General features: G+C 63.0%; 19 protein-coding genes. All 19 read left to right on the top strand.

Going from position 1 to position 20,736, the window contains the following annotated elements:
* Positions 1-26 precede the first annotated feature (26 nt).
* The 19 genes from PLANPX_RS15890 (at position 27) to PLANPX_RS15800 (ending at position 20,654) form a co-directional block, all read left to right on the top strand.
* Positions 27-2,453, top strand: a complete 2,427-nt coding sequence (locus PLANPX_RS15890; RefSeq protein WP_152099677.1) for a tetratricopeptide repeat protein — start codon at positions 27-29, stop codon at positions 2,451-2,453.
* A gap of 112 nt (positions 2,454-2,565) precedes the next feature.
* Positions 2,566-2,985 carry a flagellar export chaperone FlgN gene (locus tag PLANPX_RS15885; RefSeq protein ID WP_152099676.1) on the top strand — a complete coding sequence of 140 codons (420 nt, stop codon included), beginning with the start codon at positions 2,566-2,568 and terminating at the stop codon, positions 2,983-2,985.
* Positions 2,986-3,055: 70 nt separating this feature from the next.
* Positions 3,056-3,961 carry a sensor histidine kinase gene (locus tag PLANPX_RS15880; RefSeq protein WP_152099675.1) on the top strand — a complete coding sequence of 302 codons (906 nt, stop codon included), beginning with the start codon at positions 3,056-3,058 and terminating at the stop codon, positions 3,959-3,961.
* Position 3,962: 1 nt separating this feature from the next.
* Complete coding sequence (locus tag PLANPX_RS15875) at positions 3,963-5,549, top strand: sigma-54-dependent transcriptional regulator (protein WP_152099674.1); 1,587 nt, start codon at positions 3,963-3,965, stop codon at positions 5,547-5,549.
* A 181-nt stretch (positions 5,550-5,730) separates the two neighbouring features.
* Entirely contained in the window at positions 5,731-6,186 is a 456-nt protein-coding gene (locus PLANPX_RS15870) for a flagellar basal body rod protein FlgB (protein WP_152099673.1), read from the top strand.
* A 124-nt stretch (positions 6,187-6,310) separates the two neighbouring features.
* The gene (gene flgC / locus PLANPX_RS15865) at positions 6,311-6,721 is read left to right on the top strand and encodes a flagellar basal body rod protein FlgC (RefSeq protein ID WP_152099672.1); all 411 of its coding nucleotides are present in this window, start codon (positions 6,311-6,313) and stop codon (positions 6,719-6,721) included.
* 50 nt (positions 6,722-6,771) lie between these two features.
* Entirely contained in the window at positions 6,772-7,074 is a 303-nt protein-coding gene (gene fliE / locus PLANPX_RS15860) for a flagellar hook-basal body complex protein FliE (RefSeq protein WP_152099671.1), read from the top strand.
* A gap of 71 nt (positions 7,075-7,145) precedes the next feature.
* Positions 7,146-8,798: a hypothetical protein gene (locus PLANPX_RS15855; protein WP_152099670.1), complete on the top strand. Its 1,653-nt coding sequence runs from the start codon at positions 7,146-7,148 to the stop codon at positions 8,796-8,798.
* 58 nt (positions 8,799-8,856) lie between these two features.
* Positions 8,857-10,002 (top strand): FliG C-terminal domain-containing protein, encoded by a 1,146-nt coding sequence (locus tag PLANPX_RS15850; RefSeq protein WP_172992103.1) that lies wholly within the window; start codon positions 8,857-8,859, stop codon positions 10,000-10,002.
* Positions 10,003-10,019: 17 nt separating this feature from the next.
* Positions 10,020-10,685: a FliH/SctL family protein gene (locus PLANPX_RS15845; RefSeq protein WP_152099668.1), complete on the top strand. Its 666-nt coding sequence runs from the start codon at positions 10,020-10,022 to the stop codon at positions 10,683-10,685.
* Between the two features lie 36 nt (positions 10,686-10,721).
* Positions 10,722-12,119, top strand: coding sequence for a FliI/YscN family ATPase (locus PLANPX_RS15840; RefSeq protein WP_152099667.1), 1,398 nt, complete (start codon positions 10,722-10,724; stop codon positions 12,117-12,119).
* 84 nt (positions 12,120-12,203) lie between these two features.
* Positions 12,204-12,650: a flagellar export protein FliJ gene (fliJ, locus tag PLANPX_RS15835; RefSeq protein ID WP_152099666.1), complete on the top strand. Its 447-nt coding sequence runs from the start codon at positions 12,204-12,206 to the stop codon at positions 12,648-12,650.
* Positions 12,650-13,348: a hypothetical protein gene (locus tag PLANPX_RS15830; RefSeq protein ID WP_152099665.1), complete on the top strand. Its 699-nt coding sequence runs from the start codon at positions 12,650-12,652 to the stop codon at positions 13,346-13,348. Before fliJ ends, PLANPX_RS15830 begins: the two co-directional genes overlap by 1 nt.
* A 27-nt stretch (positions 13,349-13,375) precedes the next feature.
* Complete coding sequence (locus PLANPX_RS15825) at positions 13,376-14,863, top strand: flagellar hook-length control protein FliK (RefSeq protein WP_152099664.1); 1,488 nt, start codon at positions 13,376-13,378, stop codon at positions 14,861-14,863.
* Between the two features lie 39 nt (positions 14,864-14,902).
* Positions 14,903-15,673, top strand: a complete 771-nt coding sequence (locus PLANPX_RS15820) for a flagellar hook assembly protein FlgD (RefSeq protein ID WP_152099663.1) — start codon at positions 14,903-14,905, stop codon at positions 15,671-15,673.
* 119 nt (positions 15,674-15,792) lie between these two features.
* Positions 15,793-18,195, top strand: coding sequence for a flagellar hook-basal body complex protein (locus PLANPX_RS15815; protein WP_152099662.1), 2,403 nt, complete (start codon positions 15,793-15,795; stop codon positions 18,193-18,195).
* A gap of 231 nt (positions 18,196-18,426) precedes the next feature.
* Positions 18,427-19,023: a hypothetical protein gene (locus tag PLANPX_RS15810; RefSeq protein ID WP_152099661.1), complete on the top strand. Its 597-nt coding sequence runs from the start codon at positions 18,427-18,429 to the stop codon at positions 19,021-19,023.
* Between the two features lie 111 nt (positions 19,024-19,134).
* A complete protein-coding gene (gene fliN, locus PLANPX_RS15805) occupies positions 19,135-19,704 on the top strand; it encodes a flagellar motor switch protein FliN (RefSeq protein ID WP_152099660.1) in 570 nt (189 codons plus the stop codon).
* Positions 19,704-20,654 carry a tetratricopeptide repeat protein gene (locus PLANPX_RS15800; RefSeq protein WP_152099659.1) on the top strand — a complete coding sequence of 317 codons (951 nt, stop codon included), beginning with the start codon at positions 19,704-19,706 and terminating at the stop codon, positions 20,652-20,654. The genes fliN and PLANPX_RS15800 overlap by 1 nt, the downstream gene beginning before the upstream one ends.
* Positions 20,655-20,736: the final 82 nt, after the last annotated feature.

Raw genomic sequence — 20,736 nt, 5'->3', positions numbered from 1 at the left:
CTTCGCGCTCACGTCACGAGCCTGGCATGGAAGCCCCGCACGGACACGCCGCAACGCCGCCGCCGGCCGATGAGCATGCCTCGTCGGAAGGTCGGCTCACGCGCATGCTTCACTGGGCGACCGGTTCGAAGTTGCGAAAGGCGATCGCCGCGCTCACGATCTTCACGTTGCTCGGCGGCTCCGTCGCGGCGTTTAGTCTGTTCGAGCAGTGGGCCGAGGAAGTCGTCGAACGCGACTACGTGCAGCTCGCGCTCAAATCGCTCGACGAAGGCAAGTATGCCGACGCGAAGTCGATGATCGGCCGAATGCAGCAACAGCCGGCCAGTCCGCGGCAACTCGCGTCAGCTCTCTTCGTGCTCGGCGTCGTGAAGGCGAACGAGGCCGACCTCGAAGCGGCCGCGAGCCGTCGCCGTGCGATGCACGAGATTGCCGCGCGCTATTTGAAAAAGGCGTTGAAACTTGACCTCGACGAATCTCGCCACGGCCAGGCGAACTTCTTATTGGGACGCAGCCTCGTCCGCAGCGGCCAAACGAAAGACGCCGTTCGCATCTTGGAGGAATCGCTGCTTGATCCGAAGCAGCCGACCGTCGAGATCCACGCATTGTTGGTCACCGCGCACCTGGACGGTAAAGAGCCTGACTTTCCTGCAGCTCTCCGCCACAATGAGCAGGTTCTCGCCGATCCAAAACTTAGCGACGAGAAGCGCCAGCATGCGACGCTCGTGAGCGCCGAGGCGATGTTACGGCTCGGCCGTCGCTCCGCGGCGCGTGAACTGCTGCAGAAACTCAAAGCCAACGGCGTCGAAGAGGCGAATCGCGTGCTGACGCTCGCTCGCATCGACTTAGACGACGCCGAAGATCTTCCCGTCGCTTCGCAAGATCGCAATGATTTGCTGCAGCGAGCCCAGCGGCAGCTGCAACAAGTGCCGCAGCTTGATGTGAGCCACGACGTGCCCACGCGGCAGGCGGCGCTCTGGATCGCCCGCTACTTCGAACTCAGCAACGAGCACGACGCCGCCGCAGCCGAGTATGCGAAGGTCGCCAAAGTTTACCCCGACACCGCAGCCGGACTGACGGCGGCGCTCGCCGCGGCCGACTACCACCGCCGCAACGGTCGCCTGGAAAAGGCGCTCGTCGATTACAAGCTCGTCCTCCACGCAATCGACTCTCAAGAGGGGTACGACGATTCGCTGCTGCCGCTCGAAGACCTCCGCGACCGGATGAAAGAAGCGTTCGATCAGTGCATCGAGCAGCGGCTCTACTCCGAGGCGCTGACGCTGGTCGATTTGTTCCACGCCGTGTTCGGCGAAACGCTGACGACCGAAATGCGGGCCCGCACGCACGATCAGTGGGGCCAGCGGCAACTTGAGCAAGCGGCGGCAGATCCGCTCGGCACAGAAACGCTGCGGCAAGAAGGCCGCAAGCAACTCCGCGAGGCCGGCCGCGCGTACGAAGCGCTGGCTCGGTTGCGGTTCGCCTCGCGGCAATTCGTCGATGATTTGTGGAACGCGGCCGAGAGTTACTTCAACGGCCAAAGCTACACGAATGCGGCACGGGTCTACGCGGAGTACCTCCATCACGAGTCGCGTCGTCGCAATCCACTGGCGTTGCTGCGGCTGGGGCAATCGGAACTGGCGGCGCGGAAGTTCGACTTGGCCGTCGAAGCGCTCAGCGAATGCGTCGAGATGTATCCGCTCGACCCGGTCGCCTACCAGGCTCGTCTGGAGGCGGCGCGGGCTTACGAGAAGCTCGACAAGCCTGCCGAAGCTGAAAAGATGCTGGTGACTAACCTTGTGGAGGACGTGCTCACGCCAGCGAGCCCCGAGTGGCGCGACTCGCTATTCGAATTGGGCACGCTGCTCTACCAGCAAAAGCGCTACGACGAATCGATCAAGCGTCTCGACGAAGCCGTGAAACGCTATCCCGACTCGAAGGAGACGCTGCTCGCGCGCTACACGATCGGCCGCGCATACCACGCCGCGGCCGAAGAGCCGGCGAAGCGGTTGGCGGAGTCGAAGACGGAAAATGAGCGACTGAACGCCAGGACGCAGATGACCGAACTGCTGATCAAGGCGCACGAAAACTATCTGAACGTGCAGCGAACGCTCACCCTCGGCGGCGGCGACGCGAGCGACCCGATGCAGCAGACGCTGTTGCGAAACTGCTACATGCTGCAAGGCTCGGTATTGTTCGAGTTGCGGCGATTCGAGGAAGCACTGAAGGCGTACGGCAACGTGATCACTTCGTACCAAAGCGACCCGATCGCGATGGAGAGCTTTCTCCAAGCGGCGGCGTGCTGGCGTCGGCTCGATCAACCTGTGAAAGCCCGCGTGACGCTTGACCAGGCGAAGCTCGTATTGAAAGAGATGCCGCCGACGACCGACTTCCGCACGGCAACCAACTTCACGCGAACGCAGTGGGAATATTTGTTGAACCAGATGAGTCTGTGGTAGGGGGCGTCAGTTGTCCGTGGTCAGTTGTCAGTTGCTGGTCTTTCGCAACTGACAACTGACTACGGACCACTGACAAACGACAGAAAAACCGTTAAGCGGTCGACGTGCTGCAATGCATAACAATTCCACAAAACTGCTGGCCGACTTGGTCTCCAAGCGTCGCAAATGCTTAACGCAGTTGCGCGAGTTGGGGACGCGGCAGATGCAAATGATCGCCGCTGGCGAAATGGCCGACTTGCTGCGGCTGGTAGCGGCCAAGCAGCAGCTGATCGTCGCATTGCAGGCGATCGAGCAGCAACTGCAACCGTTTCATGCGGAAGCCCCGGAGAGCCGGCAGTGGGAATCGAGCGAGGCCCGCGCCCGTTGCGCGGCCGACGCCGAGGCATGCCGCATACTGATTCAAGAAGTGATGGCGATGGAACAAGCCGGCGAACAGCAAATGGTCGAACGCCGCGACCTCGTCGCCGCGCAACTGCGAACCGCCGCGACAGGAAGCCGCGTCCGCGACGCCTACCAAGCCCAATCTCGCTGAAAAAACACGCCCCAGGTAGCCGCCGGTCAACGACCGGCCGGAGCAGCTCAAAAAAAGCCGAAGCCCAACGATGACAAACCTAAAACTCCACATCGAAGACGACGAGCCGGACGACTCCGCTCGCTACGATTCGCCTAGCAACAATGCCGCCGAATCCGCCGAAGAGCCAAGTCTCGCCGTAATCCTCGAAGCGTGGAACGACGCCACGTTGAGGTTGCAGCAAACCCACGAAACGCTACAAGGCGAAGTCGCGCGGCTGACCGACGAGTTGGCGAAGAAAGATCAAGAGCTCGCACGGCAGACGAGGCTGGCCGACTTGGGCCGGATGGCGTCGCACGTCGCTCACGAGGTGCGCAACAGCTTAGTACCCGTGAACTTGTACATGAGTTTGCTCAGAAGAAGGTTGTCGGACGACTCCGGCAGCCTCGATGTATTGGCCAAAGTGGAGGCAGGGTTTACGGCCCTGGATTCAACCGTGAACGATCTCCTCAGTTTCACCGCCCATCGCGAACCGCAGTGGCGCTCCTTCATCTTGCAAGATTTGGTGGAAGAGGTGCTCGATTCCCTGGCGCCGCAGCTCGACGCCCAGCGGATTGAAACTTCCGTCGACGTGCCGCCGAATACCTTGGTCACGGCCGATCGCGAGATGATGCGGCGGGCGATTCTCAATTTGGTGCTCAACTCAGTCGATGCGATGCCGCGCGGCGGTGATCTCGTAGTCACCTCGTACTTGCGTCGCGGCGGGTTAGAACTCGAAATCGCCGACAGCGGGCCGGGGCTCCCCGAAGACAATCAGGGGAAAATTTTCGACCCGTTCTTCACGACCAAGGCGACCGGCACTGGCCTGGGTCTCTCGATCGTCAATCGCATCGTCGAGGCCCACGGCGGCCGCGTCACCGCGATGAACTGCCCTGAGGGTGGCGCCGCGTTCACGATCGAACTACCGCCGCGTCGTGCGATGGGGATGGCCGCCTAGCATGCGAACGAAGCCAGATTCATCGGCGAAGGGCGAACCGGAGTCGCGCGGACGGGTGTTGGTCGTCGACGACCACGCCGCCGTGCGGGAATCGGTGATCGACGTGCTGCGCCAAGCCGGTTACGAGGTGAGCGGTTTGGCGAGCGCCGTCGAAGCGCTGCCGCTGTTGGAACGAGCGGCGTTCGACGTCGTCGTTACCGACCTGCAAATGCCGGCGATGGATGGGCTCGAGTTTATTCGGCAGATGTCGCTGCGGCGGCTGCCGACGCAAGTGATCATGATCACCGCTCACGCGACAATCGCCTCGGCGGTCGAAGCGATGCGGTTCGGGGCGTTCGATTATTTGGAAAAGCCGTTCGACGTCACGCGCTTGGAAGAATTGGTCGCGCGAGCGATGGATCGCCGCCGGATCTGCGGCGACGACGCCTCCGCGTCACTCGATAGCGAGCCAGTAACGCCTGCGAGAGTGACAGCGTCACGTTCATCCAGCAGCGATTCGCTCGAAGCAATGGGCATGATTGGCGACAGCCCCGCCATGCGGCTGCTGCGGGAGCGGATCCGCCAGGTGGGCCCGACCGACGAGACAGTCCTCATCTGCGGCGAAAGCGGCACCGGTAAGGAACTGGTCGCCCGGGCAGTCCACACGGTGAGCCGCCGCGCTGCGGGCCCGCTGGTGAGCCTGAACTGCCCTAGCCTGTCGCCGCAGCTCGCGGAGAGCGAACTCTTCGGCCACCGTCGCGGCGCGTTCACCGGGGCCGACGTCGATCGCGTCGGCCGATTCGAGCTTGCCAAGGGTGGCGCGATCCTCCTCGACGAAATCACTGAAATCGACCTGCCGCTGCAGGCGAAGCTCCTGCGCGTGTTGCAGGAGCGGACGTTCGAACTCGTTGGCGCCAGCGAAACGCGGCAAGCCGACGTACGGGTGATCGCCAGCACCAATCGCGATCTGATGGTGGAGATCGCCGGCGGCCGCTTTCGCGAAGACCTTTACTACCGCCTCGCGGTGGTGCCGCTTGAGCTACCGCCGCTCCGGAGTCGCGGCGACGACGTGCAACTACTGGCCGATCACTTTCTCGATCGCGCCGCGAAGCGACTTGGCCGCCCGCGGTTGGAGCTGACCGAAGATTGCCGCAACCTGCTGGCCGCGTATCACTGGCCCGGCAATGTGCGGGAATTGGAGAACATCATCACGCGAGCCTGCGTGCTGAGCGGCGGGGCGCCGATCGCGGCCTGCGATATCCGCCCCTGGCTGCAGCAGCCTGAAGGCATTCGGCTCCACGCCGCGGCGAGCGGCGTCGCAGCGACCACACTCCCGTCGTTTCCTGAAGCCACGCCCGCGGCAGGAAATCTCGACGACATGGAGCGGGCGATGATCGTCGCCACCCTCCAGCGATTCGGCGGCAATCGGGGCCAAACGGCCGCCGCTCTCGGCATCGGCGTCCGTACGCTCAGCGGCAAGCTCCGCTCTTACGGCTTCGCCCCGCGGACGCGCGAATTTGGCGAAACCGGGGGACTGACGAGTCATCGGCAGTTTCCGCCGATCGGTCCGGCCAATATTGCCGTTGATCAATCTCTCAAGACTGCGTAATCAGTCTCTCGCGAAAGCGTGCGCACCGACGTTTCGGTCGAGCACGGCGTTTTCACGCGATTGAAGTCGACCGCGTTGGCGGCGACCACGTCGCGGCAAGCGCCCAGCTTGCCAACGGCACGTCGCTTGCCATGGTGGGCAGCGACGCACGGCTTCGCGCTAACGGAAAGGTTGATCCGCCATGATGTCTTCGATGTTCGACGCGTCGACGTTGCCCCTGCTTGAGCAGGTCGTCAACTTCACCGAAGCGCGGCATGGCGTCTTGGCCGGCAACATTGCCAACCTCGATACCCCCGGCTATCGGACGCGAGATCTGTCATCGGAGGCGTTTCAAGGTCGTTTGCAAGAAGCGATTGATGAGCGGAGACGGCCCGCGGCCCCAGCGCCGTATCCGTATACCCCGGCGTCGCCGCCGGTCATGTCTACCTCTTCGGCAAACTCCCCCACGCGACATGAGCGTGAAATGTCAGCAATCAGCGACGACTTTCACGGCATGCTGCGACACGATGACAACAACTCGAGCATGGAAGAGCAGATCAGCGAGATCACGAAGAATCAACAGGTCCACAACATGGCGCTCAGCTTGATGAACGCCCAATTCCGGTTGTTGAGATCGGCCATTACCGAACGAGCGTAGGCAAGAGAAATTCATAGAAGCCACCGGCTCTGCCGGTGGACGAAGTGCAAGCAAAGCGAGTCGTTAGTTCGTCCACCGGCAGAGCCGGTGGCTTTTAATCGACAAGTGATGACAGGAGTTTCCCATGTTTCCAATCTTCGATGTGAGCACGAGCGGGTTGGTGGCGCAGCGGACGCGACTGAATGCCATCTCCTCGAACATTGCGAATATTTCGACGACGCGGAACGAAGCCGGGCAACCCGAGGCCTACACGCCGCGGTACGTCACCTTCCAGGCGGATGCAGATCTGCACACTAACGGCGGCGGGATGGGCGTGAAGGTCGGCTCGGTCGAATATTCGAACGAAGCGCCGCTAATGAAGTACGAACCGGGCCACCCCGATGCGAACGCCGACGGCTACGTCGCTTACCCGAACGTCGACATGACCACCGAATTCGTCGATGCCCTCGAAGCGACGCGAGCCTACGAAGCCAACATCGGCGTGCTCGAAATCACCAAAGATTTAACGAACCGTTCGTTGCAAATCGTGGCCTAGAGCGATTTAAGAAAACCTGAAGCGAAGCCTGCCTTCAGCGAGTAAGTCCCATGACAAGCATCCAAAGCACCACGCAATCGTTCACGCCGCTGCTGTCGCCGTCGATGAACTCGCCGACTGCCGGCGAGGCCAATGGTTCGTTCAAATCGGCGCTGCTGAAGTCGATCGACGACGTCAACTCGATGCAAATGGACGCCGACAAAGCGGTCGAAACGCTAATGACCGGCGGCGACGCCGATCCGGCCGCGGTGCTCACGGCAGTGCAAAAGGCCGACCTCGCCTTCCGCATGATGATGCAGATGCGGAACAAGATGATGCAGGTTTACCAAGAAGTGAAAGACATTCGGATTTAGCGGCCGATCGAGTCGGGCGGCGTTTGAGCCATCGTCGACGCAAGGATGCGTCGTCTAGCTGAGGACCAGGGATGGGATTTCTAAACCAAACTCTCGCACAGATCCGCGAACTCTTCGCGTCGATGACCCCCGCGGCGCGGGTCACTTCGGCGCTGCTGCTCGGCGTCATCGTCTGCAGCCTGGGCTACCTGTTCCAAGGCTTTCAAAACACTTCCGCTGAACCTCTGTTCGGCGGCGCCCTACTCCAGCCGCACGAAACGCAACGCATCGAAACCGCCCTCGGCCAGGCCGGCCTTGAGATGCTGCCGCTCGAGCAAGGCCGCGTCATGGTTCCTCGCGGTAAGAAGGCGGTCTACCTGGCCGCGATCGCCAACGCCGGCGCCCTGCCCGCCAACTTCCACATGCTGCTGGAAGATTCGCTTGAGACTGGCATCTTCGAAAGCGGCAAGATGCGCGACCAACGCTGGAAGGCGGCTCGCGAACGCCAGCTCTCGATGATGATCAGCGAGATGGAAGGGGTGGAAGACGCCAAGGTGCTCTACGACATCCGCGAACCGCGAGCGTTCGGCAAGGAAGAAATTACCGCCACGGTCAGCGTCATGCCCTCGCCGGGCGCCGTCCTCGATCCGCAGCGGATGCGGCTGATTCGCGAAGCGGTCGCCCGTTCGATTGCGGGACTCACGTCCGACAAGGTGATGGTCGTCGATCGTAGCAACGGCGGCCAGTTCGGCGGCAACGGCGGCGAAGTGATTGCCGACGCCTATGACGATCCCTACTTCCGTACGAAGACCCTCTACGAACAGCAGACCCGGGCGCGGATCGAGCAGCTCCTCAGCAACATTCGCCCTAACGTCCAAGTGCAGGTGACCGCCGAACTCGACGACACGCTCAGCGCCGAGTCGCGCAGCATTCGCCCTGACGGCGAACTGGCGCCGATTCGCGAAAGCAAAGACACCGAAGAAAGCGTCAATCGCCAAACCGAAGATCGCGGCGCCGTCGGCCTCCGCGCTCAAGGTCCCGGCCGCAACAACGTCGACGCCGCCGTCGCCCGCAACGAGAACACGCAAACCAGCGAGCGAACGCAGACCGACAATTTCGTGCCGCATGTTGAAGAAGTTCGCAAGCAAAGCGGCCTGTTGCCGAAGCACGTCCGCGCGGCGATCGCCGTGCCGAGCGAGTATTTGATCCGCGTTTGGCGGGAAACGACGCCCGATGCGAAGCCGGAAGATCGCCCCGACACCGCGATGCTGCAGAACATCGAAGATCAGGTGAAGACGAAGATCAAGGCGGCGGTCGGGCAGCTGTTCCCAAAGGAGATCGCCGAAGATCAACTTTCGAAGGTGGAAGTCACGATCTTCCAATCGCTTACCCCGGCGCCGACGCCCGAGCCCTCGGTCGCCAGCGAGAGCGTTGTTTGGGCCCAGCAAAATACCAGCTCGCTGATCATCGCCGGCATGGCGGTGATGAGCCTCTTGATGCTCCGCTCGATGATCAAGTCGATCCCCACCAACGACAAAGGCGTCGACTTCTCGCTTCCCGACATCTTGCCGAAGAAGAATGAAACGGCGAAGGCGGGCGGCAAGGGAGGCGAGACGGAAGCGGGCCGACCGAAGCTACGCCTGAAGCGCGGGCCGTCGCTGAAGGAAGATCTTTCGGAGCTCGTGAAGGAAGATCCCGACGGCGCCGCGGCGATTCTGCGGACTTGGATTGGAAACGCCGGTTGATTTTGGTCTCGCTCGCGAAGCGGCTGATAGCCGCTCAACGTAACGCCGCATGAATGCTATGAACTACGACCAAAACGAACGAATCCGCCGCGCTGCGATCCTGGTCGCCAGCATCGACGAGTCGTTGGCCGAACAGATGCTCGACAGCCTGCCGCCGTCGGAAGCGACCAAGATTCTCGCCGAGTACGATCGCCTGGGCGAAATCGATCCTGAAGAGCAGCGAGACGTGCTGGCCGAGTTCCGCCGCGCGGGCCGGCGTGAAGCCGAAGCGAGCAGCGGCGTCGAATTTACCTATTCCGCGCCGCAAGCATCGGTGAACGTTGAACCAGCGCCGCCTGTCGCGCCGCTGCCGACGCCAGCCGAAGAAGCGGCCGCGGCGGCCGAAGCCGCGCTGGTCGCCGAGTTGCTCAACGCCGAGCATCCGCAAACCATCGCCGTCGCCTTATCGCGAATGGCCCATGACCGTGGCGCCGCCGTCTTCGCACAATTGCTGCCGACGCTGCAAGGCGAGGTCTTCGAACGCCTCGCCAACCTGCAGGTTACCGACGAGTCGGCCGTTACCGAGCTTGAATCGGAACTGCAGCAACGCATCGAACTGCAACGTCAACGCCGCGACCGAGCGGCCGCGGGCGCCGAAATGGCTCGCCGCATCGTCGCCAAGACGGCGCCAGGCCAGCGCGATTCGCTGCTCGCGAGAATCTCGCCGAGCGATTCGACACTTAATATCGCAGCTCACACGGCAGTAGCTGCGAACGGAGCAACGCCCGCACTGAGCGTCCAGCAGACGCGTGAGTTGGAGCTTGCAATCCAACAAGCCCGCGAACTAGTCGCCGCTCAAGACGACCTCCAAGGCGAAGAAGGCGGCTTCGAAGCCTGGACCGACGGCCCCGAATACGGCGAAGAAACCGAAGTCGCGTTCGACCCTGCGCTCCTCGAAGATCGCTCCCGCGATCTGGAACGCCTGAACGACGCCGCATTGCTGCGAGCCCTGCAAGCCGCCGACGAACGGACCGTGCAACTCGCGCTGGCCTGTTCGAGCGAAAAGTTCCTCCGCCGCGTTGCGGCCAAGTTGCCGCGGGCCGCGGCCGCTCGGTTGCGGATGGCGGTTCGCTCGATCGGTCCGACGCGGCTGATCGAACTACGGGCGGCACAACACGAATTGCTCCACCTCGCCGCGCAAACGGCTCACAAGGTCGCAGCGTAAGCGAGTAACGGAATCGAATGGCTACGATCATCAAAACACATGGCGGTCAGAGCGCGTCGGGCCCGACGTTGCGTAGCGCTGCGTACGATCTGACCGATATGACGGCTCAGGCCGACCAGTACCTCGCGCAAATTCGCGCCGAGGCGGTGAAGATCGTCGAGCAGGCCCGCCAGGAAGCGGCCGCCGTCAAGCAACAGGCCGAGGCCGCCGGTAAGCAAGCGGCGGAAGCGGCGATCGAGCGGATCCTCGACGAAAAAGTCGCCCAGCAAATGCGGTCGCTCACCCCTGCCCTGCAGGCGGCGGCGAAGCAGGTCGAAGACGCAAAGCAAGAGTGGCTGCGGCATTGGGAGCGGACCGCGATCGAACTCGCCGCTGCGATGGCCGAGCGGATCATCCGCGGTGAACTCGCGCGGCGCCCGGAAATCACGCTGGAGTGGGTTCGCGAGTCGCTGCAACTCGCCGCCGGTACCGGCGACATGTCGATTCAGCTGTCGCCGGCCGACCAATCGACGCTCAAGAAACAAGTTCAGCAAATTGCCGCGGTGTTCGCGCCGCTCGCCAACGTCACCGTCACGGCCAGCCCCGCGATTGCCCCCGGCGGCTGCCGACTCGTGACCGAGTTCGGCGTGATCGATCAGCAAATTGAAACGCAGCTCGCCCGTATTAAGGAAGAGCTCGCGTAGTTCGATACGCACGCAAGCGATTTCACGCAGGATTTCATGTCGACGTACGCCCCCCAACTTGAGCAAGCGATGACTGCCGGAATCACCGGCAGCGTTGTGCAGACGACCGGCCTTACCGTCGCCGTCGCCGGCATGCCTGCGCCGGTCGGCGCCGTGGTCGGCATTGCCCGTCAAGGTGGCGGCGAAGTCGAAGCTGAAGTGATCGGCTTCCGCGATCATCGCACGTTGGTGATGCCGCTCGCCGATCTCGACGGCGTCCGCCGCGGCAGCCCGGTGCGGCTGATTCGCACCTCCCGCATGCTCAAAGTCGGGCCCGCGCTTCTCGGTCGAGTCGTCGATGCGCGTGGCCGTTGCATCGACAATCGCCCGCAGCCGATGGTGCGCGATCGCTTCCGCATCCAAAACGACGGCGTTACCGCTACCGAGCGCCCCCGCATCGACCTGCCGCTCGGCACCGGCGTTCGCTGCATCGACAGCATGCTGATGTGCGGCCGCGGGCAACGCTTGGGCATCTTCGCCGGCTCGGGCGTCGGCAAGAGCGTCGTGATGGGGATGATGGCCCGTTACACTGAAGCCGACGTCACGGTGATCGCCCTCATCGGCGAGCGTGGCCGCGAAGTCAACGAATTTATTCACCGCGAGTTGGGGCCGACAGGTCTCGCCCGGAGCGTAGTCGTCGTCGCCACGAGCAACGAGCCGGCCCTGCTACGGGTGCAAGCCGCCTACACCGCGACGACCATCGCCGAGTACTTCCGCGACGCCGGCAAGAACGTGCTGCTCGTCATGGACTCGCTCACGCGGTTCGCCCTCGCGCAACGCGAGATCGGCCTCGCCGCCGGCGAACCGCCGACGACCCGCGGCTTTCCGCCGTCGACGTTTGCGCTGCTGCCGCGACTCGTCGAACGTGCCGGCCGCACCGAGCAAGGCAGCATTACCGCTTTCTACTCGGTGCTCGTCGAAGGCGACGACGAAAACGAGCCGATCGCCGACTGTGTCCGCGGCTTACTCGACGGCCACGTTTGGCTCTCGCGCCGCATTGCCGAGAAGGGGCACTACCCGGCGATCGACGTCCTTCGCAGCATCAGCCGATTGGCGAACGAGCTGTCGACGCCCGACGAAAAAAAGGCGAGGCAAATCATCCGCGAACTCTTGGCGGCCTACTCCGAGAACGAGGACCTGATCACGATCGGCGCCTACCGCAAAGGCGCGAACAAGACGCTCGATGCAGCGGTGGAGATGCGCGAAGAAATCCATCGCCTCCTGAAGCAGCAGGTCGAAGAAAAGGTCGAGATCGCCCAGGTGCGGCAGGATCTTATCGCTCTTGCCGCGAAGTGCCTCGCCCGCATGAACGCCCCGGCGCCGGCCATGGGCGGGCAGCAGCAAATGCCGCCGATGCAACCGCCGCGGCAGCAAGGACCGGTCATTAAGAAGTGAGTAAGTGTTTAAGTGAGTAAGTAGAAAGAAAAACACGCACGCCAATAGCCCCTCCCTAGCAGGGAGGGGAGCAGCGCAACAAGCATGGCCAGATTCAAGTTCCGACTGAAGACGCTACGCCGCCTCCGCGAGATTCATCGCGACGAGCAGCGCGGGCGTCTCGCGACCGCGTTCGAAGCCGAACGAATCTTGCAGCAACAGCGTGACGAACTTGCATCAGAGGCGGCCCACCACTTAGAGAGCCAACGCGCAGCAATGCGCGAAGGCGCGGTCGACGTCACCTGGCTCCTCACGACGCAGCGCTATCAGCTAGCGCTCGAAGCACAAGCCAAAGTCCTTGCGGAGCAAGCGGCCAAACTCGCGGAAGAAGTCGAACGTCGCCGCGTGGCGCTCGTCGAGGCCGATCGAGAAGTCCGCGTGCTTGATAAGCTCGAAGAACGCCAGCGAGCCAACCATCGCGCCGCGGCGACCTTGGCCGAAACAAAACAACTCGACGAAGTGGCGTCGGTGCGTTGGGAGGCGAATGACTGATGGGAGCTCTCATTCGCATCCTGTTCCCGCTGATCGGCTACTTCTGCGTCGCCACCGTGATCTCGGGGGCGATCGCCTACGGCTATCTGCTGAAAAGCGGAAAACTGGACGACGAGAAGATCTTCCGGATCACTGCGATACTCCAAGACGTCGATCTCGAAGAGATCGAGAAGGAAAGCGAAGTCGCGGAAGAGCCCGGGACGCCGCCCGAAGAACCTTCCTACGAACAGCAGCGAAAGCAGTATCAAACGATCTCGCTGCAGTTCGACGTGAAAGAGAAGCAACTGTCGGACTCGCTCGTCGATTTCGACTACCAACTGAAGCGGCTCAGCGCGGCGACGGAGCAGTTCTCGCGGCTACGTGCGGAGGTGGAGGAGTATCTTGTCCAGCAAGGCAACTTGCTCCTCAGCGAAGAGATGCAAAAAGTGCGAAAGCAACTGGAATCTCTCATCCCGAAGAAGCAAGCAAAGCCGATCCTAATCAAGTACATCCAAGACGAACGCATCGACGACGTGATCATGCTGCTGGGGAGCATGAAGCCGCGAGATCAGGAAGCGATCTTGCGGACCTTCGACTCGGAAGAAGACCTGGAGATGCTGTACCGGATTCAGCGAAAGATGCTCGCCGGCGAACCGGCCAAGCCGTTTATCGATGCCCAGTTGCAGGCGCTTGAGCAGTTGAAAGCTCAGCAAAACTAGCCGGAAGCAGACGCGGGAGACGCACGGATGCCATTTTCGCCAATCGACGCCATCATGCCGAAAGCCGCGCCCAAACGCACGGCCGATGCGGCGCCCCGCACCGAGAACGGCAGCCCGTTCCAGCCTGCGCTCGAACACGCCTACAAGGACAAGGCCGAAGCGCCCCAGAAGCCAGCAGCGCCGGCGCCAGCGGAGCGGAAGCCTGCCGAGAAGTCGCCGACGACAGGCGAGAAACGCGAATCCAAACAACCGGCCGATCAGGCCGCCGCGAACAGCCAGCCGGCCAGCGACGCGTCCGAGGCCGCCGAGGTCGCCGTCGAGGAAACGACCGACGACGAAGATGCGGCCGAGATCTCCGCCGAAGCCGCCGCTGCGATGCTCGCGCTGCAAGAGGCGCCCGCCGCTGAGCCGGTGACGACGCCAATTGCCGTCGAAGGCGAAAAGGTCGAACAAGTCGTCGCGGTCGCCGCGCCTCAGGCGCCGGCGACGGAAAAGACTGGCGGGTCTCCCGGCGAGGAAGGCGATGCCGAGGCCGGCGAGCAAGCTGCCTCAGCCGAGATCGAATTCGCGATCCTCGACAACGCGCAGACGGAACCGTCTCAACAAGAATCTTCCACTGCCCAAGTCGTCGCAACTGCGGAAGTCAAACCTACTGCGGTGGAGAACCCCGAGCAACCGGTCGTTCTGGTCGCCGAGGACGCTCCAGCGACGACCGCCGAGCAGCCGGGCGGCGAGAAGCTTGTCGCCGTGGAACAAGCCGAGTCGCCGCAGGAAGAACGCTCCGACGACGACGCTTCGGAAGAAGAGGCGGAGTCGGCGGATCAGAGCGTCACTGCGGAGGCAAAGGTGGAGGCGGTCGCCGAGGAGACGGCGGCGGCAGCAAGCGCTAATGCCGCCAGCGACAGCGAGGCATCCGCGAGCGACGCCGCCAACGCCCCGGCCCCAACGTCCGACGTTGCGGCGGCGGGCGCCGACTCAGCGTCGCGCAGCACGAAGGCGATCGATCGCTTGTTGGGCAGCCGGTCGCTCAAGGCGGCCAACGAGTCGAATGACTCCAACGGCATGCCGAGCGTCGACCGCGCTCGCTTCGTGCAGCGGGTCGAAGGCGCCATGAAAGCCGCGCATCAGCGCGACGGGAAGATTCATGTGCGGCTCAGCCCGCCGGAACTTGGTTCGGTGAAGATCGAACTAGCGATGCAGAACGGCGTGCTGTCAGCGAAGCTCGAAGCCGAAACGCCTGCCGCTCGCAATATCTTGCTCGACAGCCTGCCCGCCCTTCGCGACCAATTGGCGCAGCAAGACATTCGCATTGAAAAGTTCGACGTCGACGTCCGCCAAGAAGGGGGCAACGCCGGCAGCAACCAAACCGACGATCGGACGGCTGATCAGTCGGGCGAACGGCAGCAAAATCGCCCCCGCCCCGCCGGCAATAGCCGCGTCCCGGCCACGCCCGTCGTGGCTCGCGCGTTGTCGACGGGAAGCTCAGCCGCCGCTGGGCTGGACGTTCGCGTCTAACGGATTCACTCCACGCAACATTTAATCACGAGTCGTCCCATGTCATCAATCCCCAGCACCGGCAGCGTTGGCAACAGCGCGAAAAATGCGCAGGTCGGCAATGCTTACAACGACCTCGACATGTCGGACTTCATGGACATGATGATCGCGGAGTTGCAGAATCAAGATCCGATGGATCCGATGGACAATTCAGAGCTGATCTCTCAAATCAGCCAAATGAGGTCCGTCGCCGCGACCGACAAGATGACCACGACGCTCGACTCCGTGCTGTTGGGGCAGAATATCTCCAGCGCGACGAGCTTGATTGGCGCCGAAATCGACGCACTTTCCGACGACCTCCAACGCGTTACCGGCGTCGTCGAGCGCGTGAGCGTCGCCGACGGGCAACCCAAGCTGCATCTCGACCTCAATCCGAAAGCGACGGTTTCCGACGTGGAAGGCGGAGTTGAGGCTGGCGAATACGAGTACCGCGTCGTGTGGCAGGAGAACGGCAGCACCTTCGCCGTCGATCCGCTCGCCGCTGCCGCCGGCAAAAAGCTAAAAGTCGAGGAAGACCAGAGCTCGGTCTTGCTGAGCAACCTCCCCGAGACCACAACGACAAAGCAAATCTTCCGTCGCGAAGTCGGGGCCACCGATTTCAATCTCGTCGGTCAGCTCACCGATCCCTCGGTGTCGACGTTCGTCGATTCGTTGGCGACCGACGATTTGTCCAACCTCGTCCTCTCGGGGACGCCGCAGATGATGGAACCGAAGCGCAGCTTCACCGTCAGTTTGAAGAACGTCGGCGAGATTCGTCCGCCAAGCATGTAGGAACGCCGCGATCAAATTTTTACCGCCGACGCGTCATCACGCCGCCCCAGGGCGACCGACGCCAACCGCGACTCAGTTTGCATATCGGGACGCACGTCCATATTAGGGGAGAGTGAACCATGGGTCTTCAATCAGCACTCGCGACCGCGTTGACCGGCATGACGGCCGCCGAAACGACGATCGACGTCGCCGGCAACAACGTCGCCAACGCGAACACCGTCGGCTTCAAGGAATCGTCGGTCAACTTCGCGACGCAGTTTCTGCAGACGCAAAGTATCGGTTCGGCACCGACGACGAGCCGCGGCGGTACCAACCCCCGCCAGATCGGCCTTGGCTCCAAAGTGGCGGAAATCACCCCCGACTTCACCTCGGGCACGATCGAAATCAGCTCGAATCCGCTCGACCTGGCGATTCAGGGCGACGGCTTCTTCATCGTGCAAGGCTCGCAGGGCGAACAGCTCTACACCCGTAACGGCCAGTTCAAAACGAACGGCAACAACGAAATCGTCACGCTCACCGGCCATCGCGTGCTGGGCTACAGCGTCGACGCGAACTTCACGATTCAGCCCACGGGCTTGTCGCCCATTCAGATTCCGCTCGGCGCCGCGGCAGTCGCCCAGGCGACGGAGAACGTCACGCTCAAAGGCGCCCTCAACCCGAACAGCACCGTCGGTACGATTCCGGAGGTGATTCAGTCCGGTATTTTGAGCGATGGTTCGCGCGAACATCCGACCGGCGTTCCCGAAGCGCTCTCGCTGGCTCGTCCCAGCGACGCGCTTGTCTTCGGAACGACGGCTGGCGCCAACATCCCGGCTGGCACCTACCAGTACCGTATCGCCTACGTCGATAGCTCGGGCAACGAAGGTCCGGCGTCGAATCTTGCCGACATCGGGTTGATCGGCGGCGTCGGCTCGATCGACTTGAGCGGCATCGCTCAGCCTTCGAACCCCGACTTCACTCAGATCCGCATCTATCGCAACAACCCGGCGACGAACAACGAGTATCGCCTGGTCACCCAGTTTGCATCCAATCCCGGCGGCCCGGCGGCGACTTACAGCGACAACATGACGCCGGTCGCCAATGCGTCGGCGGCCCTGCTGCAAGACGACGTCCTCGGCAACAATAGTTACAGCTACTATGTGACGTTCGTCAATTCGTCGACCGGCGCCGAAAGCCGGCCCACCGCCCGCTTCGGCCCGGTGACGGCCGACTCGATCACGCAGCCGCGCATTCGGCTCGACGACATCCCGCAACCGTCGGGCAGCGGCGAGTACGACAAGATCAAGATCTACCGCAACGTCGCCAACAATCCGACGCAGTTCTACGAAGTCGCGGAGATCAATCAGAACGAGTCGTTCATCGACTCGGTTCCCGACGCCGACATCGTCGGCAATCCGACGATCAACCTGGACGGCCCGTCGATCAACTTCGGCATGAAGCTGGTCGATGTCGTCTCGCGCAACGGCGCCGATTACAACAACTTGTTCGGCATCGGCGAGTTGACCTTCTCCGGCGACAAAGGCGGCCGGCAACTCGCGGAACGCACGCTCAACATCACCGCCAATACGACTGTTCAGGACTTGCTCACCTTCATGGACGAGTCGATGGGCGTGCTGAAGTCGGCGCCCGAGACGACCTTCCCCGACACCGTGGCGTACGGCGGCACGATCGTCGATAGCCGTCTCCAGTTCACTTCCAACATGGGCATCGAGAACGCCCTGAGCATCGACTTATCGGCGTTCAAATTCAAACCCGCCAACGGCGTGGCGGAAGTCGTGCAAATGCCCTTCTCGACCATCCAAGAAGCCAACGGCGAGGGCGCTACGGCCGACTTCGTCGTCTACGACAGCCTGGGTACCCCGATTAACGTTCGCGTGACGACGGTGCTCGAGTCAATCGACGCCACCGGCGCCCGCTTCCGCTGGATTGCCAGCTCGCCGCAGAACGCCGAAGAGAGCGGCGTGAGCATCGAAGTCGGCACCGGCGTCATCACCACCGACGGCGACGGCAAGTTCGTTTCGGCGACCGACGACCGCATCGCCATCGGCCGCGGCCAGTCGCCCGCCAACTCGCCGTTGGAATTTAAGCTCGACTTCAACCAAGTGACAGGTCTCGCGGAGAACACCAACACGCTCGCCGCCGCGTCGCAGGACGGCTTTCCCTCCGGTACGCTCACCAGCTTCATCATCACCGAGTCGGGCCGCATTCAGGGCGTGTTCAGCAACGGTAGCTCGCGCGACCTTGGCCAATTGCGGATGGCCCGCTTCGCCAACAATGGCGGTCTGCAGCAAGTCGGCGACAATATGTTCGCGGCCGGCGTCAACTCGGGCTTGCCGATCGAAGGCAACCCGGGCGGCGGCGGCATGGGCGCCGTCAGCACGGGCGCCGTCGAGCTCTCCAACACAGACATCGGGCAGAACCTCATCGAGCTGATCCTCGCCTCGACGCAATACCGCGGCGGCGCCCGTGTGATCACCGCGGTGCAAGAACTGCTCGACGAATTGCTCGCCCTGCGGCGGTAAGACGGTTCGCGGCTTGGTAAGGCGCTTTAAAGCCCCGGGCTCCGCCCGGGGGTAGGCGTCTATTCCGGAAGGGTACGCCCTGCGTGATGCTACCCCCGGGCGGAGCCCGGAGCTAAAAGCCGGCTGCGCCGATTGTAAGGCCGCTCCAGGCGGACTTTGTGAGCTACACTTGCGCGACTTCTCGGCGCCGACGTACGGCTTGCCGCAGACGATTCGCCAGGAAACGCCGCCATGTCCGCCGCTAATCACGCCGCCGCCGCTCCCGCCGAAGCCCCCGTCAAGCGCGGGCCGGGGGTGATGACGCTGATCAAAGCGTTGGCGTTCATTTCAGTGATCGTGCTGATCGAAGTCGCTGCCGCTACGGCCCTGCTGCCGTCGGCTGAGGACACGCGCCAAACCGGCGTCCAACTCAACGCCGCTGCTCGCGGGGCTGTCGCAGAATCGGCCGAAGCCGCCGAGGAAAGCGTCCACGCCGATCCCAGCGACCATGCCGAAGCCGCTCACCAACCAACGGTTGAGCAGAGCATGGGGCTGTACCATGTCATCGCCTTCAACCCTGCCACCGGCGCCAGCATGAGCGTCGACTTCGAACTCTTCGGCGTCGTGCTAGCTGCCGACGAAGCTGAGTTCAGCGAACGCTTCGGGCTCCATTCCAAGCGGTTAAACGAGCAGGTGACGATCGCCATCCGCGGTATGGAGTCGGCCGACTTCACCGACCCAGGGTTGGGCTTGATCAAACGGGTCGTTTTGGAGAAAGTCAACCGCGCTCTAGGCAAGCCGCTGGTGCGCGAGGCGGTGTTCAGCGAGTTTGCCTTTATCGAGCGATAGGCCCGATGCCGCTGAAGCGCGGTCTGGGCGACGTTCGATGGATACACATAGGCGGACAACGCTGGCGGAAGGATCCGCTCGCATCGCCGAACTTTTCCAAGGATGGATGCCATGGCCGAAGAGTCTCATCAAGTCGAACAGGATGAGATTGAGCAACTGCTGAGGCAGGCTCAAGAGGGAATGGCCGCGGCAGGTCCGCCGCCGAGCGCCGCCGCTCCGTCGGCTCCAGCAGCCGCACCGCCGGCCGCCGCAAAACCAAAACCCGCAGCCGCCTCGGCCGACAACTCGATCTCGCAAGACGACATCGAGTTGCTGCTTCGCAAGGCGGAGATGGCGCTTGCTTCGGTCGACGAGCCCGTCAACACGATGCCGGCCGGCATCCAGACGTTCAAATTCAACGAGTTCGCCGGCGCGCCGCCGACCGCCGAAGCGGCGACGCTCGAACTGATGCGCGACGTGCAGCTCGATCTCACGATCGAACTCGGCCGCACGCACATGCACCTCGAGGAGATCCTCAAACTCCGCCAAGGGACCGTCGTGCCGCTCGACAAGCTGGCCGGCGATCCGGCCGATATTTACGTCAACGGGCGGCTCATCGCCCGCGGCGAAGTGCTGGTGCTGAATGACAATTTTTGCGTCCGCGTGGCCGAACTCATCGTTGGCGAGAGCGCTTGCGCTTGATGAAACCCAACCCCCGACGGTTCGAGCAAATCTCGCGACAGACGACTCGGTGGGCTGCCATCGGGTGCGTTGGTTGGGGATTGTTCGCAACTTCCGCGGGGTGTGCGTCGTGGCGAGGCCGCCAGAAGATCGTCCCCGATTCAGTCGCGACCTGCCGCCAGCTATCTGTCGACGCGGTCGCCGCCGCCGAGCAGGGCGACACCGAGAAAGCCATCAGCCTGCTGGAGCACGCCGTCGCCGCCAGCCCCCGCGACATCGACGCTCGCCGCCAGTACTCGGAAATACTGTGGAAGAAGGGCGAACGCGAAGAGGCGGCGATCCAAATGCAGGCCGCCGTCGGCCTCGATTCGCAACATGCTCCGACGGTCGTCCGCTGCGGCGAAATGCTCCTCGGTCTCGGCTTTGCGGATCGCGCGTTGATCAAGGCTGAAGAAGCGATCGCGCTCGACCCGACGCTCGCTGGCGCCTGGGAACTCCGCGGCCGCGTCTATCGCCATCGCGGCGAGTTCGATCAGGCGCTCGCTGACATGCATCAGGCGTTGCGTTACGCTCCCAACAACGGCAACGTGCTACAGATTACTGCCGAGCTACAGTACCAGACCGGTCATCCGCAGCGTTGTCTGACGACGCTGCACCACTTGTTCGAAGCTGCTCCCCCCGGCGAAGAGCCGCGGGAAGCCTTGTGGCTTGCCGGGATGGCCTACGGTACGGTTGGCCGGCCCGACGAGGCGGTTTCGAATCTCTACGCGGCCAGCCAGAAGGGTAATCCGCCGCCGGAACTTCTCTACCAACTGGCGTTAGCGCAAAGCAACGCCGGCCGCGCTGGCGAAGCGACGACAACCGTCCGGCAAGCGCTCGCGCTCAACGCCGAACACCCGGAAAGCAAGGCGCTCCTGGCCCAGCTCGAGGGCGCGGGCGTACCCGGCGTGGACGTGCCGATTCGCCGCTAGCCCCGCACAACCGGTACGACCGGCGCCGACCGCCCGCCGGCTATGCGGAATCCCCGGCCGAAACCCTCGGCCAGCCGCGGCG

The organism is Lacipirellula parvula, from assembly GCF_009177095.1.
Taxonomy (GTDB): Bacteria; Planctomycetota; Planctomycetia; order Pirellulales; family Lacipirellulaceae; genus Lacipirellula; species Lacipirellula parvula.
Note: the sequence above shows the minus strand (reverse complement) of the source record. Positions and strands in the feature narration are given on the sequence as shown.

Coding starts and splice junctions, on each gene's coding strand:
- PLANPX_RS15890 (WP_152099677.1), top strand. CDS start 27: ATGGAAGCCCCGCACGGACACGCCGCAACGCCGCCGCCGGCCGATGAG.
- PLANPX_RS15885 (WP_152099676.1), top strand. CDS start 2,566: ATGCATAACAATTCCACAAAACTGCTGGCCGACTTGGTCTCCAAGCGT.
- PLANPX_RS15880 (WP_152099675.1), top strand. CDS start 3,056: ATGACAAACCTAAAACTCCACATCGAAGACGACGAGCCGGACGACTCC.
- PLANPX_RS15875 (WP_152099674.1), top strand. CDS start 3,963: ATGCGAACGAAGCCAGATTCATCGGCGAAGGGCGAACCGGAGTCGCGC.
- PLANPX_RS15870 (WP_152099673.1), top strand. CDS start 5,731: ATGATGTCTTCGATGTTCGACGCGTCGACGTTGCCCCTGCTTGAGCAG.
- flgC (WP_152099672.1), top strand. CDS start 6,311: ATGTTTCCAATCTTCGATGTGAGCACGAGCGGGTTGGTGGCGCAGCGG.
- fliE (WP_152099671.1), top strand. CDS start 6,772: ATGACAAGCATCCAAAGCACCACGCAATCGTTCACGCCGCTGCTGTCG.
- PLANPX_RS15855 (WP_152099670.1), top strand. CDS start 7,146: ATGGGATTTCTAAACCAAACTCTCGCACAGATCCGCGAACTCTTCGCG.
- PLANPX_RS15850 (WP_172992103.1), top strand. CDS start 8,857: ATGAACTACGACCAAAACGAACGAATCCGCCGCGCTGCGATCCTGGTC.
- PLANPX_RS15845 (WP_152099668.1), top strand. CDS start 10,020: ATGGCTACGATCATCAAAACACATGGCGGTCAGAGCGCGTCGGGCCCG.
- PLANPX_RS15840 (WP_152099667.1), top strand. CDS start 10,722: ATGTCGACGTACGCCCCCCAACTTGAGCAAGCGATGACTGCCGGAATC.
- fliJ (WP_152099666.1), top strand. CDS start 12,204: ATGGCCAGATTCAAGTTCCGACTGAAGACGCTACGCCGCCTCCGCGAG.
- PLANPX_RS15830 (WP_152099665.1), top strand. CDS start 12,650: ATGGGAGCTCTCATTCGCATCCTGTTCCCGCTGATCGGCTACTTCTGC.
- PLANPX_RS15825 (WP_152099664.1), top strand. CDS start 13,376: ATGCCATTTTCGCCAATCGACGCCATCATGCCGAAAGCCGCGCCCAAA.
- PLANPX_RS15820 (WP_152099663.1), top strand. CDS start 14,903: ATGTCATCAATCCCCAGCACCGGCAGCGTTGGCAACAGCGCGAAAAAT.
- PLANPX_RS15815 (WP_152099662.1), top strand. CDS start 15,793: ATGGGTCTTCAATCAGCACTCGCGACCGCGTTGACCGGCATGACGGCC.
- PLANPX_RS15810 (WP_152099661.1), top strand. CDS start 18,427: ATGTCCGCCGCTAATCACGCCGCCGCCGCTCCCGCCGAAGCCCCCGTC.
- fliN (WP_152099660.1), top strand. CDS start 19,135: ATGGCCGAAGAGTCTCATCAAGTCGAACAGGATGAGATTGAGCAACTG.
- PLANPX_RS15800 (WP_152099659.1), top strand. CDS start 19,704: ATGAAACCCAACCCCCGACGGTTCGAGCAAATCTCGCGACAGACGACT.